Raw genomic sequence first — 15986 nt, 5'->3', positions numbered from 1 at the left:
GGGGCTCAGGCAAAGTTCTGCTGCATTTGTGCGATGAGCTGATCTTTTTCAGTCCAGATTTGATCAATCCATTTTTGAAAACGTGCACGATATTCAGCATCATCTTCATAATTGCCGCCCAGTACCCAGTCAGGAATATCAATTTTTCTTAAATTTACCGCAATACGTGGCACTTCACCTAACCAAAATTCACCATAGCTCGGAATACCATCAGGATAAACAATGGTCATGTCGACCAGCGCATCAATTTTATCGCCGAGAATACTGAGCGCCAATGCCAGACCACCGGCTTTAGGTTTCAGTAAATGTGTATAGGGAGACTGCTGCTGATCATGCTTTTCTTGGGTAAAGCGGGTGCCTTCCAGATAATTTAACAGGGTAAAAGGCTGACTGATCAGCTGTTCACAGGATTTACGTGCCTCTTCCATATCCCGATATTTCAGCGCAGGATTTTTAGCAATCTGTTCCTTGCTATGCCGTTTCATCATTGGGAAACCCAAAATTTTAAAGGCCTGACCAACAAAAGGAATAAAAATAAGTTCCCATTTGGTAAAGAAGCGCGTCAGGGGCATACGGGTCAGACCGAAGTATTGATTGACAGTAGTATCGACCCAGCTCTGATGATTACAGGTCATCAAATAACGGCCCTGCATATTCAAATCCAGTGATTCATCTACACTGATTTGCCATTGCGTGTTTTTCAGCACATGCTCAATCAGCCAGTTGTTGACCCATAACCAGCTGTTGGTAATCTTGATATTGGTTTCATCCACTTTTGCGGATTTTTTAAAAATTTTGGTTAAACCCAAGGCCAGCACCGGGGGGCCATGAAAAAAAGTACTACCAGTCATGACTGAAGTGACCTTCAGGCCACGTGCCAGTTTTTTTAAAGTCGGTTGCTTGTTGCTATTCGATGACATATCCAAACAGTCCCCACAGATTAATCGCTTAAATTTTTTCATATTTTGAGTAATATAGAGACAGTTAGGCAAATAAAAAAGCCTGAACAGGAAACTATGAAGATATTGTGACGAACTACTTTGATTTAGTTACATATAAACATTACAAAATATTACTAAACGATTTATTATTAACAAAAATTCAATGGTTACACCATTCAATTTAAATCATTATCTCGCTTATACAACAAAGCATACAACAAGGAGACATGCGATGCGTGCACTAGTCATTTCAGCAGCTGTAGCAGGGGCCGTAGCACTTACAGGTTGTCAATCAACTGGCAGTAACATCGGTGGTGTGGAATATGATAAAGCGGCTCTAGGTACTTTAATTGGTGCTGCAGCTGGCTACGGCGTTTCTAAAAGTAATGCCAATACTAGCCGTCAAAACAACCGTGCAGCAGCAATTGGTGCTGTGGTAGGTGGTGCAGCGGGTGTCTATCTGGATAACAAAGAGAAAAAATTACGTCAAGCAACAGCGGGTACTGGCGTAGACGTTAACCGTAATGCAGATGGTTCGATTAACCTTGTAATGCCTGGCGCGATTACATTTGACACTAACAAGTCAAATATCAAACCAAACTTCTATGCAACATTGAATAAAGTTGCTCAAGTTCTAACTGAAGACAGCCAAAGTGGTATTTTGGTAACTGGTTATACAGACAGCACTGGTAATGACTCAATCAACATTCCATTGTCTCAAGCACGTGCACAATCTGTTGCGAACTACCTTGCTGGTCAAGGCGTAGCACGTACTCGTATTAATGCACAAGGTCTTGGTTCAGCGAACCCGATCGCAGACAACTCAACTGCGGCTGGTAAAGAACAAAACCGTCGTGTAGAAATTGCAGTATATGCCGTTCAGTAATCACTGATTTTGCAGAAAAACCACCTTCGGGTGGTTTTTTTATGTCTGAAAGATGACGCAGGAAAATGAATTTTCAATTAGGCATCTGGGCATGAGATGACTATAATCGGAGCCGAATCTAGAAGAGGAAGCCATATGTCACTCGCCAGTCAGTTAAATGACAAGCAACTTGAAGCCATGAAATATACTCAAGGACCCTTGTTAGTACTTGCCGGAGCGGGTTCAGGCAAGACCTCGGTAATTACAAGAAAAATCGCGTACTTGGTCAAGCATTGTGGTATTCCGGCCCACCGGATCACGGCAATGACCTTTACCAACAAGGCGGCACGTGAAATGAAAGAGCGTGTCACCAAATTGCTGACCCGAGAAGAAGCCAAAGGCCTTTCAGTTTCGACCTTCCATACTTTTGGTTTAAATTTATTACGTTTAGAGCTCAAACACACACCGCTAAAAAATAATTTCTCGATTCTGGATGCAGATGATTGTAAGCGGATTCTGATGGATCTGATGCATCGCGATAACTTATCTGGTGCTGAAAGCAAAGAACTGATTGCCAAAGCGATGAAGATGATTTCCGACTGGAAAAACGATCTGATTCCGCCAGAACAGGCTCACACGACTTGTGAAACTCCAGAAGATATTCAGTTTGCGCATTTATACCAACTTTATGAGCGTAATCTGCGTGCCTATAACGCCGTTGATTTTGATGACCTGATTGTGATGCCAACGCGTCTGCTACAGGAAAATGCTGAAGTCCGGGACAAATGGCAGAACCGTGTACGTTATTTGCTGGTTGACGAATATCAGGATACCAATACGGCACAGTATATTCTGGTAAAATTATTGGTCGGGGTCATGGGCCAGTTCACCGCGGTAGGCGATGATGATCAGTCGATTTACGCCTGGCGCGGCGCTAAGCCAGAAAATATGGCGCTGTTACAACAGGATTTCCCGAATCTGAAAGTGATCAAGTTGGAACAGAACTATCGTTCTACCAGTCGTATTCTGAAAGCTGCCAATACCGTGATTGGCAACAATCCACATATCTTTGATAAAAAGCTCTGGTCAGATAAAGGCCATGGTGAAGTGATTCGGGTCATCACTTGTCGTAATGATGACGATGAAGCAGAACGCGTAGTCAAAGACCTGATCACGCATAAGCTGATGAATGGTAAAAATTGGAAAGATTACGCGATTCTGTATCGTGGTAATTTCCAGGCACGTATTCTGGAAACCCAGCTGCGCCAGATGCAGATTCCTTACAAGCTTTCTGGTGGTCAGTCCTTCTTTGCGCGTGCAGAGATCAAGGACATCATGAGTTACTTGCGCTTGATCATTAACCCGGAAGATGACAGCGCTTTCCTGCGAATTATTAACACGCCGAAACGTGCCATTGGCCCGGTAACACTGGAAAAACTCGGTCTGTTTGCCCAGGAAAATAATCTGTCTCTACTGTCAGCAGCAGGCGATCAACGTCTAACCATGGTCATTCCAAAGAAAGCAACGACACAACTGGCAGAATTTTCAGATTTTATTAATAACTTTACCCGTAACTTGCTGGAAGATGATGAGCCGGTACCGATCATCCGTCAGATGATGGTGGAAGCAGGCTATATCGACTATATCAAGGAATCCGCAGCGACGCCAGCACAGGAAAAAACCAAACTCGATAATATTGAAGTGCTGTATAGCAGTATTCAGAGTCTGATCAATCGTGCAGAAGATGTCGATGAAAAGAATATCGAAAGTGTCATCCGTAAAATGGTGCTCCTCGATATGCTGGAACAGCAGCAGGAAGAAGAAGATACCGATAAGGTCAACCTTCTGACCTTACATGCATCTAAAGGACTGGAATTCCCGTATGTCTATCTGATCGGCCTGGAAGAAGAAATTCTGCCGCATAAAAACTCGATTGCTGCGGAAACAGTCGAAGAAGAACGGCGTTTAATGTATGTGGGGATTACCCGTGCGCGTCAGGGCTTGACTATTACCTTGGCTGAGCAACGTAAGGCGGGTGGGCAGATGAAACAGATGACCCCAAGCCGCTTCCTGGATGAGCTTCCAGAAGATGAGCTGGAATGGTTGGGCCGTAAGAAAAAACTGGCTGGTAATATTGATCCAAAACAGCAGGCTCAGCATTATCTGGATAATTTACGTGCCTTGATTAAACGCTAAAAGTAACAGAACACTACGATTTTGATTCTTTAAATTTTTTGATATTAAACAACAGGAATAAATACATGAAAGTTCAGGTGAAAGTCCTTGATTCACGTCTGGGTCAGGAATGGCCATTGCCGACTTATGCAACGACTGGCTCAGCAGGACTCGATCTTCGTGCATGTGTCAACGAAACGACTGTAATTGAACCAGGTCAAACAGTTTTAGTAAAAACTGGTTTGGCAATTTATATTGAAGATCCAGCATTTGCTGGCTTGATCTTGCCACGTTCTGGTTTAGGTCATAAACATGGGATCGTTTTAGGCAACCTGGTTGGCCTGATCGATTCGGATTACCAAGGCGAGCTGATGGTCTCTGTATGGAACCGTAGTCAAACTGCATTTAGCCTGGAGCCTGGTGAGCGTTTAGCCCAATATGTATTAGTCCCTGTGGTACAGGCTGAGTTTGATCTGGTGAATGAATTTGAAGCAACCGAGCGTGGCGCAGGTGGTTTCGGTCATACTGGTAAAAACTAAAATTAAAGGATGACTTAACTTGGATGTTCTGGGTTAAGTCATCTTTTTTTAGAGTTTTAATCATAAAAATAATAAAAAAATGACAGAGCTATTTAATAAACTTTATTCTTGAATTTTATTTTAATGAAAAATATTTAAATAAATTTTTAGTATCATTTAAATAGAAAAATAAAATTATTCAGAATTTAAGAAAATAGATGATAAATAATGCAAGAAGTCATTTTTAGTCAGGTTTATTTATTTTACTAGTTATACAAATTAAATACATAAAAGATTAATAATTATACTTTTATAATTGATTGTCACATTCAATTCATATAAAAATACAGAGTCTTAAAACAAAAACAAATGTTTAAAGTCATGATGATTCCTTAATCATTATTTTATCCCCTTATATTCAATAGTGAAAAGAACAGTTTATGGGATCCATGAATCAACCCTTTCCGGCTCACATTTTTCGTGCCTACGATATCCGAGGTAAAGTCAGTTTACTCAATACAGGTGTGATTGATGCTATTGCGCATGGTCTGGCTCAGCAATATCAAGCTGCGGAGCAGACTCGGGTTGCGATTGGCTATGATGCCCGCATCAGCAGTCCGGCTTTTGCTGAAACCATTCGCCGTATTTTTCAGGACTATGCTATTGAAGCCGCTATTATCGGCTGTTGTTCCAGTCCGATGCTGTACTACACAGCGCGTCACTTTGATGGCAATGGTGTGATGGTAACGGCTAGCCATAATCCTAAAGAAGATAATGGAATTAAATGGATTATTGCAGGGGAGCCGCCTTGTCCCGAGATGATTCAGCAGGTCGCACAAAAAGCAAAACTTCATGTAAATAGTTCTTTATCGTGTTTGAATGATTTGCCTCACCAAATTATTCCCGAATTTTGTCTGCAATATCAGCAGGAAATGCTTGAAGATATTCAGCTGAAGCACCCATTTAAAGTGGTGTTGGATGGCCTGAACGGTTCAGCAGGACGCTGTGCCAATTTGGTACTCCAAAAACTAGGTTGTGAAGTTACCGCCTTACGTTGTGAAGCCAATGGGCATTTTCCTGATCATGCGCCTGATCCCTCTCAGGAAGCACATTTGCAAACCTTACGTCAGGTCGTCCTGCAACAGCAGGCTGATTTGGGTATTGCCCTAGATGGTGATGGGGACCGGTTGGTACTGGTGGATGAGCAGGGGGTTATTATTAGTGCTGATCAGCTTCTCTGTTTATTCGCAGAAATTTGTATGACTGGCACAGAAGCATGTCAGTTTGTTTATGATGTTAAATGTTCAACCCTGATTCGCGATACAGTTCAACGCCTGGGCGGAAAACCGGTGATGATTCGTACTGGTAGCTCATTCCTGCGTAAATATCTGGCGCAGTCCCAGCATCAGGCCATTTTTGGTGGTGAATATGCGGGGCATTATGTTTTTAATGACGGACGTGGCTGGGGCTATGATGATGGCCTCTATGCGGCGCTTCGGGTCATGGAATATCTGGATCAGAAAGGTATGACCTTAAGTGAAGCCTTACGTGCTTATCCAAAACGTCATGGAACTGAAGACTTATATATTTCTACTCATCAGGTGCAGCCTGTTGAGCTTTTAAACTTTGTTGAGCAGCAATCTACGCAATTAAATGCACGAATCAGTAAAATTGACGGGATACGTCTTGATTTTGATGATGGTTTTGGCATCATTCGAGCATCCAATACGGGTGAATATTTCACGGTGCGCTTTGATGCCAATGATGCACAAGGCCTGAATGAAATTCGACATCTGTTTGTATCCATGTTGCGTGACCGTTATCCACAGATCGCTCAAGACATTTTAGATGCTCAATAAGGAGAGGCGAATGCCAAATCAGCATACAGGCATCGACAAAGCACAAATTTTGACTGAAGCTTTGCCGTATATCCAACGCTTTGCGGGTAAAACCCTAGTGGTAAAATACGGTGGCAACGCGATGACGGATCCTGAGCTGGAAAGCTCTTTTGCACGTGATATCGTTTTATTAAAAACAGTGGGTTTAAACCCGATTGTGGTACACGGCGGTGGCCCACAAGTAGATTCTATGCTGAAACAGCTAGGCCGTGAATCTGACCGCATTGACGGTATGCGTGTGACAGATCCGGCAACCATGGAAGTGGTTGAGATGGTTCTAGGCGGCAGCGTAAACAAATCAATCGTGAACCTAATCAACAAACATGGTGGTCGTGCAATTGGTCTAACCGGTAAAGATGGCAACTTGCTGCGTGCCAAAAAGCTATTAATGGAAAAGACGGCTGAAGACGGTTCAATCCAGAAAGTAGACCTGGGTATGGTCGGTGAAGTGATGGGTGTAAAAACTGACGTACTGGAAATGTTTACCAACAGTGATTTCATTCCAGTGATTGCACCACTCGGTGTCGATGAAGAAGGCAATACTTATAACATCAATGCCGATCTGGTCGCGGGTAAAGTGGCAGAAGCATTAGGGGCAGAAAAACTGATTCTTCTGACGAATATTACCGGTGTGCTGGACGAAAATAAAAATCTGTTGACCGGTTTAACGACCCAAGAAGTTGATCGTCTGATCGAAACAGGTGTGATCTATGGTGGTATGATTCCTAAAGTCGGCTGTGCGCTTGATGCAGTAAAAGGCGGCGTGATCAGTGCGCATATCGTGGATGGTCGCGTACCGCATGCCAGCCTGTTAGAAATCTTTACTGATCATGGTGTGGGAACTTTAATTACCAATCGTTCCAATCCACATCGTCCATAAAGATAAATTGAATATCAAAGAGTCTCGCTTGAGGCTCTTTTTTATTTCTTTTATTTTATGATTGTGATCACTAGAAATATTAAAGTTAAATTTAAGGTATTCATTTTTAACTTGAGCTTTGAAGCTTAAACTTCTTTTGCTAAATTAAATATAAAAAAATAGTTTATTAGCATTTTTAGCGCATAGCATTGCAATGATCGAGATTTGAAAAGGCTCAGCCTGTGATGCACAATAACCTTAAGAATACTCTGTGACCTGAATGAAGATTATGTGCCAGCTACTGGGAATGAATTGTGCGACACCAACAGATATTACCTTTTCATTTCGAGGTTTTTCTCAGCGGGCGGGGATTACCTCAGATCATTCTGATGGTTTTGGAATTGCTTTCTTTGAAGATAAGGCTTGCCGATTATTTGTTGATAATCAGTCAGCTGTTGAATCACCGATTGCAGAACTGGTGCGCAATTATCCGATCAAATCCCGTAATGTGATTGCGCATATCCGTAAGGCGACACAGGGCAAAATTAATCTGGAAAATTCGCATCCGTTTAGCCGTGAATTATGGGGACGACAATGGATCTTTGCCCATAATGGTGATTTAAAAGATTTTTTGCCTGAGCCTTCGGGCCGTTTTACGCCAGTTGGGAATACTGACAGTGAGCGCGCTTTCTGTTATTTGCTGGATCAACTGGTGAAACAGTTTGGTTATGATGAACCGAAGCTGGATCAGGTCTTTGATTTGCTGACTGATATTTCTCCATCCATTGCAGAGCATGGCACTTTTAATTTCTGTCTGTCCAATGGTCAGGCATTATTTACCTATGCAACGACTAAACTGCATTGGCTGGTTCGTGAATATCCATTTAAGCCAGCCCAACTGATTGATATCGAAGTTGAAGTGGATTTTAGTCAGGTCACCACGCCTGAAGATCGGGTCGCTGTGATTACTACGGAACCGCTAACGCAGAATGAAGAATGGACAGCATTTCAAGAAGGTGAAATGATTTTGTTCAGAGATGGGGCCAAATATCGTTCTCAATTGACACATGTCGCCCGTCTGGAAAGAGAGCATCTGGATCCTTCGCTAAAACGAGTGACTAAAGCAGATTTATATTAAATCTGGTTGAAATCCGATATTAAAAAACAGGCCATCGCTCCTGTTTTTTGAATTTGATATTTATTTTATAGTGAAATCATTAAAATAAATAAACCATGAAATATAAAATCGATCAAAAAATACTTTATTCTTGTGGTCGGGTTTAAAATATAATTTATTGGATAAACAAGGATTTACATTAATTAAATAGAAAATAAGCTGAAAACCAACCGATTTACTTCATTTTTATTTAAATCAATTAGATATATGATCTTTTTCAAGCGATAAATCATTAATATCAATAGGTGGTCGTAATGAAAATGAAATGGGTTCCAGATTATAATACTGGTATCGATGTGATTGACGATCAGCACAGACGAATTCTCGATTATATCAATGAGATTGATGGAGTTGATGCCAATACCGATCGTGCTCGTATTAAACAGATTCTAGAAAATATTATTGATTATACCCAGTCGCATTTTACCTTTGAAGAATCACTTCAGGAAGAAGCGGGTTATAAATATCGTGTGCCACATAAACGTGTGCATGACCTATTTATTAAAAAGATTGAATCTTATCGTGACCGTTTTGAATTAGGCCAATCTATTGAAGCGGAATTACATGAAGTATTATCTAAATGGCTGATCAATCATATTCAGCACGATGATGCGGATTATGTCGGTGCAGTAAAAGAAAATATGATGGGAATTATTAAAGATAAGGAAAAGAAAAAGGGTAAAAACTGGTTTGCCCGTTTCTTCTCATAACTCGATTCTTCTTAAAATAAAGACAAATCGGGGAAATAAAAAATAAAGCTTAATAACAAAAATAAAGCTTAATAATAAATTTGCGCAGCAAATCACGGGCATGGTGATTTGCTTTTTTGTTTTTGATTTTCATCGCCTCACAAGGCAAAATAGCGCTAGATTTTTATAGGAATACATCATGCAGGACAATGCTATGTCAAAATGGTTATCGCCTCTGATGGCTTTCTGTTTATCCTTCCTTATCATTGCGACACTCGCACCGATAACAGGTATTCAGATTGACCGTCAGCTTGATTTCTGGATGTTGTGGTTAGCGACCATGCTAATACTGGCTCTTCCAGTCTGTTATCTGGAAATTGCTCTGGCGAAACGCTCAAAAACCACTGCACTACAGGCATTGTCGAGCCTTACTCGTGAAGCTGATAGTTCTCAGCGCTGGCGGATCGTCGGCTGGTTGGCAGTTGTATTTATTCCATTCCTTGCGGGTGCAATGCTCAATTATGCTTCTAATGTGATTGCAGTTGCCAAGCTCGATGTTCAGCAGCCAGAGATTTTTGCGGTGCTGGCAATTGCTGCATTTGTATTGTCGCTGATACCACGTTTAATTCTGGTTGGGATCACTGCGATCGGCGTACTTGCATCTTTGATTATGGCGAATGTAGTGGGAACTGAATTACCGGCTTGGCAGGTAACACCCATCCAATTCGTAGAGTGGGGCAATGCCACTGTATTGGCTTTGGTAGCAAGTGGGCTGGGTATGGGGCTGTATTGGCAATCAAGCTTGGCTGTCGTAAAACAGCAGGATGTTGCGACTAAAACAGCCGTACCGATTTGGGTGGCGCAGCTATTAGCTATCATCGCCTTTGGTTTCTTTGCAGTGAAAGCTGAAATCCCTGCATTTGCTTTAATCGCAGCCATTGTCGCGGCCGCTGCTTTGCTTACGCAAATGGCACGTGAGCAGTTACAGCAACGTCAAATGAATATCATTATTCAGTGGGCGATTGTGATCGCTGCTACCTTGGTCTGGTTAATTCCAAATGTTGCTCCTGTTTTCAATAATCTGCTGATTCTTTGGGGACTGGTGATCAGTCTGATTTATGCCTTGTTTGCTGGCTGGATCATGAAAATCAGTCATTTGCGTAAATCGATGAACTTCAGTTCAGAAGCGGTGTATAACATCTGGCGTATCGCAGTACGTATCGTCTTGCCAGTTTCAATTATTTTGGCCATTATTGCTGTACTAGGACAATTTTTCTGATGACTGAGGCAATGATCTGGGTGGCCTATGCTACCTTGGAACAACAGTTTCATATTGCCGTACCTTTCCAGCCCGACATGACCGCATTGGATGCAATTGAGCAAAGCGGAATCCGTGCACAGGTGGAATTGCCTGAACCTCTGAGTCTGGGTATTTTTGGCGTTAAGCTACAGGATCACACCCAGCCATTGGCAGCAGGGGATCGGGTAGAGATTTATCGTGCTTTAACCATTAATCCCAAGGATATTCGCCGTAAACGCGCTGAAAAGAATCCGGCGGGCCGTTATGCCAAAGGTAACCGTTTCAAGCAAAATAAACGTTCCGATTAGTGGAATGTGGCTTTATTGAACAGATGGTCTGATTATTTGATAAATCAATCTATTTAATTAAAAAAACCCCTGATCATACAGGGGTTTTTTTATGCAAAACCGATTATAGTGGTGGAGCATTTAAGATCGCTTCTTTGGAACCTGGTAGACCTGGCTGAGATTCTGGAATGGTTTCCAGACCTTCAATACGTTCTACGATACCAGACTGATTAAAGTAAATTTTTAGATGCTGGCCTTGGGCTGCTGGGATCTTGGCTTTTTTAGCATAGGTTCCTGGGGTATAGTTGTAGATGTAGTCCCAGCGTAGCGGATTGAGCGGATCAGATACTGTTGGACTACCGAGCAGGAAACGCACCTGTTGGTGGCTCATTCCTACCTGAATTTTAGAGGCTTGTGCTTGAGTTAAAGGTGTTCCTTGAGGAATATCAACTTTGTACACACCTAATGTCGAACAGCCGACAAGCAATGAAGTGACGAATAACGTCAGCATGATTTTTTGCATTTTGCTACACTATCCCAAATTAATTATGATGCATTTGATCCAAGGATAGATCATACTGCATCTAAACTTTGTTGCCTATTCCAACTTTGATTTTGTTGAGAGACCTTTTTACATGCCTATTTCAAACCAAGATTTACGAAAAGCTGGACTGAAAGTTACCCTTCCACGAATTAAAATATTAGAACTATTAGAAAACTCTAGACAGCATCACCTTAGCGCTGAAGACATTTATAAGACTTTACTCGAACAAGGGGAAGATGTGGGTCTTGCAACTGTGTATCGTGTGTTAACACAATTTGAGGCAGCAGGGATTATCGAGCGTCATAATTTTGAAAATAATCACTCAGTTTTTGAAATTATGCAAGAAGATCATCACGATCACTTGGTTTGTCAAAATTGCAACAAAGTCGTTGAATTTACAAATGATGTTATTGAACATGAACAGCACGAAGTTGCGAAGAAATTTGGTTTTGCATTGACTGGTCATTCACTTAATCTTTACGGTTATTGTGACGCGCCTGAATGTCAGGAAGCTTACCGTAAGAAATAATTCAGTTTTCGGCTGAAATAAAAACAGGCTTTATAAAGCCTGTTTTTTTTATGCTTGGAAAATGATCAGGTTTGACCATCAAAAGTAATATTGGAATGCGCACGTAATAAATGCTCTCCACCTTCTTCTGACAGTTTGATTTGCAGACGCAGGTCGTTTGGTGAGTCAGCATGTTTTAGTGCATCTTTATAGCTAATCTGCTTGGCCTTATACAGGTCATATAATGCCTGGTCGAAGGTTTGCATGCCCAGTTCACGTGAACGTTTCATCAGATCCTTGATCTCATGCACATCACCTTTACGGATCAGATCCGCAATCAATGGCGAATTGATCAGGATTTCAATCGCTGCACGGCGGCCATTACCATCAATGGTAGGAATCAGTTGCTGTGCCACAATGGCTTTCATGTTGAGGGACAGATCCATAAACAGCTGGCTGTGACGGTCGGCTTCGAAGAAGTGAATGATACGGTCGATGGCCTGGTTGGCGTTGTTGGCGTGCAGGGTCGCAAAAACCAGGTGACCGGTTTCCGCAAAGGCAATCGCATAGTCCATGGTTTCGCGAGAACGAATCTCACCAATCAGAATCACATCTGGCGCCTGACGTAAGGTATTTTTCAATGCCACTTCAAAGGAGTCAGTATCAATGCCGACTTCGCGCTGGGTGATAATACAGCCCTTATGCTGGTGCACAAATTCGATCGGGTCTTCAATGGTAATGATATGACCTTTGGAATTTTCATTACGGTAGCCAATCAAAGAGGCGAGGGAAGTCGATTTACCCGTACCGGTTGCACCTACAAAAATAATGATTCCGCGTTTGGTCATCGCCAGTTCTTTTAGAATAGGCGGTAACTTTAGCTCATCCATAGTCGGAATGACGGTTTCAATACGGCGCAGCACCATGCCTGGCTGATCACGTTGCTGAAAAGCACTAACACGGAAACGTGCCGATTTGTCGGGGTTGCTGATGGCGAAGTTACACTCACGTGTGTCAGCAAATTCCTTGCGCTGCTTCTCGGTCATGATTGAGTTAAGTAGCTGCCCCACAGCCGCGCCCGGCAATTTCACCGAGCCAATCGGTACAATCTGACCGTTAATCTTGATAGAGGGTTCAACATCGGCTGTAATGAACAGATCCGAGGCCTTTTTCTCTACCATATAGTTGAGTAAGCCGTTAAAGTCCATGATAAAACCCCAAAAAATTAATTATTTTTATAAGAATGATTCAGGCTGTTTTGCTGCAGTACGGGCGACTTGCGGACTGATAATGCCTTTCGATACCAGCGTTTTCAGGCTTTGATCCAGCGTGGTCATACCATAATTGGCACCGGTTTGAATCGCAGAGTACATCTGTGCCACTTTGTTTTCACGGATCAGGTTACGGATCGCCGGAATACCGATCATGATTTCGTGTGCAGCCACACGACCACCCCCATTTTTCTTCAACAGGGTTTGTGAAATAACGGCTTGCAGCGATTCAGACAACATGGCACGGACCATGTCTTTTTCTTCAGCAGGGAACACGTCAATCACACGGTCAATGGTTTTTGCCGCTGAGGTGGTATGCAGGGTACCGAAGACCAAGTGACCGGTTTCTGCAGCAGTTAATGCCAGACGGATGGTTTCAAGGTCACGCATCTCACCGACCAGAATAATATCCGGGTCTTCACGTAATGCAGAACGTAATGCTTCATTAAATCCATGCGTGTCACGATGCACTTCACGCTGGTTGATCAGACATTTTTTCGATTGGTGTACAAATTCGATTGGATCTTCGACGGTCAGGATATGGTCATAGCGGTTGTCATTGATATAGTCCAGCATCGCTGCAAGCGTCGTTGATTTACCCGAACCGGTTGGTCCTGTCACCAGTACAATACCACGTGGATATTCACAGATATCTTTAAAGATCTGGCCCATACCTAGATCTTCAATGGTCAGTACTTTAGATGGAATAGTACGGAATACTGCGCCTGCACCGCGGTTCTGGTTAAATGCGTTCACACGGAAACGGGCCACGCCTGGAACTTCAAATGAGAAGTCAGTTTCCAGATTTTCTTCATAATCACGGCGTTGCTTGTCGTTCATGATGTCGTACACCAGTTTGTGTACTTCTTTATGTTCCAGTGCAGGCAGGTTGATGCGGCGTACTTCCCCGTCCACACGAATCATAGGTGGCAAGCCTGCTGATAAGTGTAAATCCGACGCACCATTTTTAGCAGAAAAGGCTAACAGTTCTGTAATATCCATAAGGTCCCCGAGTTCATTAAAATGTTATTTATTTTGCTAGAATAATAAGGCTTTCCCACAGCTTAACCAACACTTAGTTGATGAGCAAGGGAAAAAATCCGCACGAAATGAGAACCCCATCAATGAATATGCTGCAACAGTCACGAAATCAGGTTTTAGCTCAGATCCAGTCCGCCTGCGCTCTGGCCGGGCGTGAGCCGGATTCGGTGCGACTTCTGGCCGTCTCCAAAACCCAGCCTAGTCCTGTGCTGGCAGAAATGTATCAGGCTGGTCAGCGTGCCTTTGGTGAAAACTATTTACAGGAAGCCCTAGAAAAAATCACGGCACTCAAAGACCTGGATATTGAGTGGCATTTTATCGGTCATGTGCAGCGCAACAAAACCAAACATCTGGCAGAAAATTTTGCCTGGGTGCATGGGGTAGATCGCCTGATTATTGCTGAACGTTTATCTAATCAGCGTAGTGATTCTCAAGCTGCGCTTAATATCTGCCTGCAAGTCAATATTGATGGGCAGGATACTAAGGACGGTTGTCAGCCTGAGGAAGTAGCAAAACTGGTGACACAGGTCAGTCAATTACCGAATTTGCGCTTACGTGGTTTGATGGTGATTCCTGCGCCAGATAATACCCAAGCCTTTGCGGATGCCAAAGCCTTGTTTGAAGAGGTCAAAAGCCAACATGCAAAACCTGAAGACTGGAATACTTTAAGTATGGGAATGTCTGCCGACATGACTGAGGCGATTGCAGCAGGTTCTACCATGGTACGTGTGGGAACTGCCTTGTTTGGCGCACGTCCTAAAAAAGCGGACTGATGTGTACTAACAATTGAGTTTTGGGAAAGCGTTATTGCAGAGTAGTTGATAACGCTTTTTTTCTTTGGGGTTCCAGCCATTGGGCCATAACCCAGGCAAAGAAAATTAAGCTGCACATGCTTATAAATAAGGATAAAACGGCACCCTCAAGACCATGATCAAGCGTTGCAGGAAAGCAGCCTAGAATAAAAAGCAGTAAAGGGAAATGAGTGACATAAAGTGTATAGGAGAAATTTGCAGACTGAGGCCAAACTGGTTGATATTGACTTTGTTGATGTTGCAGCTGCACAATCCAGCAGACAAAGGCGAGCCCCATACACAGGTTAAACGGCACAAAATAATTTACACGATATAAGTCAGCCTGTTCAATGACATGAAACTGGTAAGCATCCGCACAGGCAATTATAAACGCCAAGCCAAAGAGTACTAATTTAACGAGTTGTAGTCGACTCAAAAAACGCAGCTGGATCTGCCGGAATGAACTGGCAAAGGCAACTAGCCAGAGCAGAAAATAAAACAGAAACTGAAAGTTCAGTATGGAAAGCCCTAGAAGCAAGATAAAAAAGCCGATTTTAGCAATTGCAGAATCTTTTAAAAAAGGCAGAAATCCGGCCAGCATATAAAACCAGACTTCAAAGCTCAGGCTCCAGAGCGGTGCATTGGCAGATACCGTCGGTGTAATAAAGCCATTGAGAAAGAATAAAGAACCCAGAAAATCCCGAGTATCAATGTTATAGGCAGTCCGGATCATCATGCCAAAACTGTTCTGGAACTCATGGCTATGTGAAGCAAAAAATGTAGGTGCTAGTGCATATAGAATTAGACTGAAAGCGGATGCAAACAGAAAGGGCGGTAAAATGCGGCGATAACGCTGCCGTATATACTGCCGCAGATTAAAATTTTCATGTTTTTGGATGTTGTTCTGAATCGAAGTTCCGATTAAAAAGCCACTGAGCACAAAAAAGATCATCACAGCAGCCTGGCCTAATAGACGTACCCACGAATATAGGCTCAGATCAAAAGGTGCGATAAAAGCCTGAAAACTATGACTGAATAGCACCACAATGGCACTGATACCCCGCAAGCTCTCAAGCTGTAAGCTGAAATAGGGCGAGAGCTTGTTCGGGGTGGAGTTCATGC

At 42.7% G+C, this 15986-nt stretch carries 16 protein-coding genes; 11 read left to right on the top strand and 5 right to left on the bottom strand.

The genetic code is table 11. The features are described 5' to 3' along the window. Window positions 1–5: 5 nt before the first annotated feature. Window positions 6–920, bottom strand: a complete 915-nt coding sequence (locus RJ01_RS13640; protein ID WP_034171491.1) for an acyltransferase — start codon at window positions 918–920, stop codon at window positions 6–8. Window positions 921–1173: 253 nt separating this feature from the next. Here RJ01_RS13640 and RJ01_RS13635 point away from each other — a divergent pair, with 253 nt between their 5' ends. The 9 genes from RJ01_RS13635 to RJ01_RS13595 all read left to right on the top strand — a co-directional run bounded on the left by RJ01_RS13635 (window position 1174) and on the right by RJ01_RS13595 (window position 10730). Further along, window positions 1174–1827, top strand: a complete 654-nt coding sequence (locus tag RJ01_RS13635) for an OmpA family protein (protein WP_034171490.1) — start codon at window positions 1174–1176, stop codon at window positions 1825–1827. Window positions 1828–1962: 135 nt separating this feature from the next. After that, entirely contained in the window at window positions 1963–4002 is a 2040-nt protein-coding gene (rep, locus tag RJ01_RS13630; RefSeq protein ID WP_004783256.1) for a DNA helicase Rep, read from the top strand. Between the two features lie 65 nt (window positions 4003–4067). After that, window positions 4068–4520 (top strand): dUTP diphosphatase, encoded by a 453-nt coding sequence (dut, locus tag RJ01_RS13625; RefSeq protein ID WP_004783254.1) that lies wholly within the window; start codon window positions 4068–4070, stop codon window positions 4518–4520. A 419-nt stretch (window positions 4521–4939) separates the two neighbouring features. Then, window positions 4940–6358, top strand: a complete 1419-nt coding sequence (locus RJ01_RS13620) for a phosphomannomutase/phosphoglucomutase (RefSeq protein WP_034171489.1) — start codon at window positions 4940–4942, stop codon at window positions 6356–6358. A 10-nt stretch (window positions 6359–6368) separates the two neighbouring features. Beyond that, complete coding sequence (gene argB / locus RJ01_RS13615; RefSeq protein ID WP_004783250.1) at window positions 6369–7277, top strand: acetylglutamate kinase; 909 nt, start codon at window positions 6369–6371, stop codon at window positions 7275–7277. Between the two features lie 268 nt (window positions 7278–7545). Further along, window positions 7546–8394 carry a class II glutamine amidotransferase gene (locus tag RJ01_RS13610; RefSeq protein WP_034171488.1) on the top strand — a complete coding sequence of 283 codons (849 nt, stop codon included), beginning with the start codon at window positions 7546–7548 and terminating at the stop codon, window positions 8392–8394. Window positions 8395–8687: 293 nt separating this feature from the next. Next, the gene (locus RJ01_RS13605) at window positions 8688–9143 is read left to right on the top strand and encodes a bacteriohemerythrin (RefSeq protein ID WP_034171487.1); all 456 of its coding nucleotides are present in this window, start codon (window positions 8688–8690) and stop codon (window positions 9141–9143) included. Window positions 9144–9321: 178 nt separating this feature from the next. Then, window positions 9322–10401 (top strand): membrane protein, encoded by a 1080-nt coding sequence (locus RJ01_RS13600; protein ID WP_034171486.1) that lies wholly within the window; start codon window positions 9322–9324, stop codon window positions 10399–10401. Further along, window positions 10401–10730, top strand: coding sequence for an RnfH family protein (locus RJ01_RS13595; RefSeq protein ID WP_034171485.1), 330 nt, complete (start codon window positions 10401–10403; stop codon window positions 10728–10730). Before RJ01_RS13600 ends, RJ01_RS13595 begins: the two co-directional genes overlap by 1 nt. 103 nt (window positions 10731–10833) lie before the next feature. Here RJ01_RS13595 and RJ01_RS13590 read toward each other — a convergent pair whose 3' ends face one another. Then, complete coding sequence (locus RJ01_RS13590) at window positions 10834–11232, bottom strand: outer membrane protein assembly factor BamE (protein ID WP_004783238.1); 399 nt, start codon at window positions 11230–11232, stop codon at window positions 10834–10836. A gap of 112 nt (window positions 11233–11344) precedes the next feature. Here RJ01_RS13590 and fur point away from each other — a divergent pair, with 112 nt between their 5' ends. Then, complete coding sequence (gene fur, locus RJ01_RS13585; RefSeq protein ID WP_005234317.1) at window positions 11345–11782, top strand: ferric iron uptake transcriptional regulator; 438 nt, start codon at window positions 11345–11347, stop codon at window positions 11780–11782. A gap of 65 nt (window positions 11783–11847) precedes the next feature. On the opposite strand, the gene RJ01_RS13580 is transcribed toward fur, so the two are convergent. Beyond that, on the bottom strand, window positions 11848–12969 hold the full coding sequence (locus RJ01_RS13580) for a PilT/PilU family type 4a pilus ATPase (RefSeq protein WP_004783234.1): 1122 nt from the start codon (window positions 12967–12969) through the stop codon (window positions 11848–11850). Window positions 12970–12996: 27 nt separating this feature from the next. Then, window positions 12997–14034 carry a type IV pilus twitching motility protein PilT gene (locus RJ01_RS13575; protein ID WP_004783232.1) on the bottom strand — a complete coding sequence of 346 codons (1038 nt, stop codon included), beginning with the start codon at window positions 14032–14034 and terminating at the stop codon, window positions 12997–12999. 122 nt (window positions 14035–14156) lie between these two features. On the opposite strand from RJ01_RS13575, the gene RJ01_RS13570 reads away from it, so the two are divergent. Further along, a complete protein-coding gene (locus RJ01_RS13570; RefSeq protein ID WP_034171484.1) occupies window positions 14157–14846 on the top strand; it encodes a YggS family pyridoxal phosphate-dependent enzyme in 690 nt (229 codons plus the stop codon). A 31-nt stretch (window positions 14847–14877) separates the two neighbouring features. Here RJ01_RS13570 and RJ01_RS13565 read toward each other — a convergent pair whose 3' ends face one another. After that, window positions 14878–15984 carry an acyltransferase gene (locus RJ01_RS13565; RefSeq protein ID WP_034171483.1) on the bottom strand — a complete coding sequence of 369 codons (1107 nt, stop codon included), beginning with the start codon at window positions 15982–15984 and terminating at the stop codon, window positions 14878–14880. Between the last annotated feature and the right edge of the window lie 2 nt (window positions 15985–15986).

The sequence above is a fragment of the Acinetobacter sp. YZS-X1-1 genome (genome assembly GCF_000804305.1).
In the GTDB taxonomy this organism is placed as follows: domain Bacteria; phylum Pseudomonadota; class Gammaproteobacteria; order Pseudomonadales; family Moraxellaceae; genus Acinetobacter; species Acinetobacter variabilis.
The sequence above is the reverse complement of the archived record's forward strand: the minus strand, read 5'-3'. Positions and strand labels throughout refer to the sequence as shown.

Excerpts from the sequence above, each read along its gene's own strand:
- RJ01_RS13640 (WP_034171491.1), bottom strand. The coding sequence starts at position 920 with ATGTCATCGAATAGCAACAAGCAACCGACTTTAAAAAAACTGGCACGT.
- RJ01_RS13635 (WP_034171490.1), top strand. The coding sequence starts at position 1,174 with ATGCGTGCACTAGTCATTTCAGCAGCTGTAGCAGGGGCCGTAGCACTT.
- rep (WP_004783256.1), top strand. The coding sequence starts at position 1,963 with ATGTCACTCGCCAGTCAGTTAAATGACAAGCAACTTGAAGCCATGAAA.
- dut (WP_004783254.1), top strand. The coding sequence starts at position 4,068 with ATGAAAGTTCAGGTGAAAGTCCTTGATTCACGTCTGGGTCAGGAATGG.
- RJ01_RS13620 (WP_034171489.1), top strand. The coding sequence starts at position 4,940 with ATGGGATCCATGAATCAACCCTTTCCGGCTCACATTTTTCGTGCCTAC.
- argB (WP_004783250.1), top strand. The coding sequence starts at position 6,369 with ATGCCAAATCAGCATACAGGCATCGACAAAGCACAAATTTTGACTGAA.
- RJ01_RS13610 (WP_034171488.1), top strand. The coding sequence starts at position 7,546 with ATGTGCCAGCTACTGGGAATGAATTGTGCGACACCAACAGATATTACC.
- RJ01_RS13605 (WP_034171487.1), top strand. The coding sequence starts at position 8,688 with ATGAAAATGAAATGGGTTCCAGATTATAATACTGGTATCGATGTGATT.
- RJ01_RS13600 (WP_034171486.1), top strand. The coding sequence starts at position 9,322 with ATGCAGGACAATGCTATGTCAAAATGGTTATCGCCTCTGATGGCTTTC.
- RJ01_RS13595 (WP_034171485.1), top strand. The coding sequence starts at position 10,401 with ATGACTGAGGCAATGATCTGGGTGGCCTATGCTACCTTGGAACAACAG.
- RJ01_RS13590 (WP_004783238.1), bottom strand. The coding sequence starts at position 11,232 with ATGCAAAAAATCATGCTGACGTTATTCGTCACTTCATTGCTTGTCGGC.
- fur (WP_005234317.1), top strand. The coding sequence starts at position 11,345 with ATGCCTATTTCAAACCAAGATTTACGAAAAGCTGGACTGAAAGTTACC.
- RJ01_RS13580 (WP_004783234.1), bottom strand. The coding sequence starts at position 12,969 with ATGGACTTTAACGGCTTACTCAACTATATGGTAGAGAAAAAGGCCTCG.
- RJ01_RS13575 (WP_004783232.1), bottom strand. The coding sequence starts at position 14,034 with ATGGATATTACAGAACTGTTAGCCTTTTCTGCTAAAAATGGTGCGTCG.
- RJ01_RS13570 (WP_034171484.1), top strand. The coding sequence starts at position 14,157 with ATGAATATGCTGCAACAGTCACGAAATCAGGTTTTAGCTCAGATCCAG.
- RJ01_RS13565 (WP_034171483.1), bottom strand. The coding sequence starts at position 15,984 with ATGAACTCCACCCCGAACAAGCTCTCGCCCTATTTCAGCTTACAGCTT.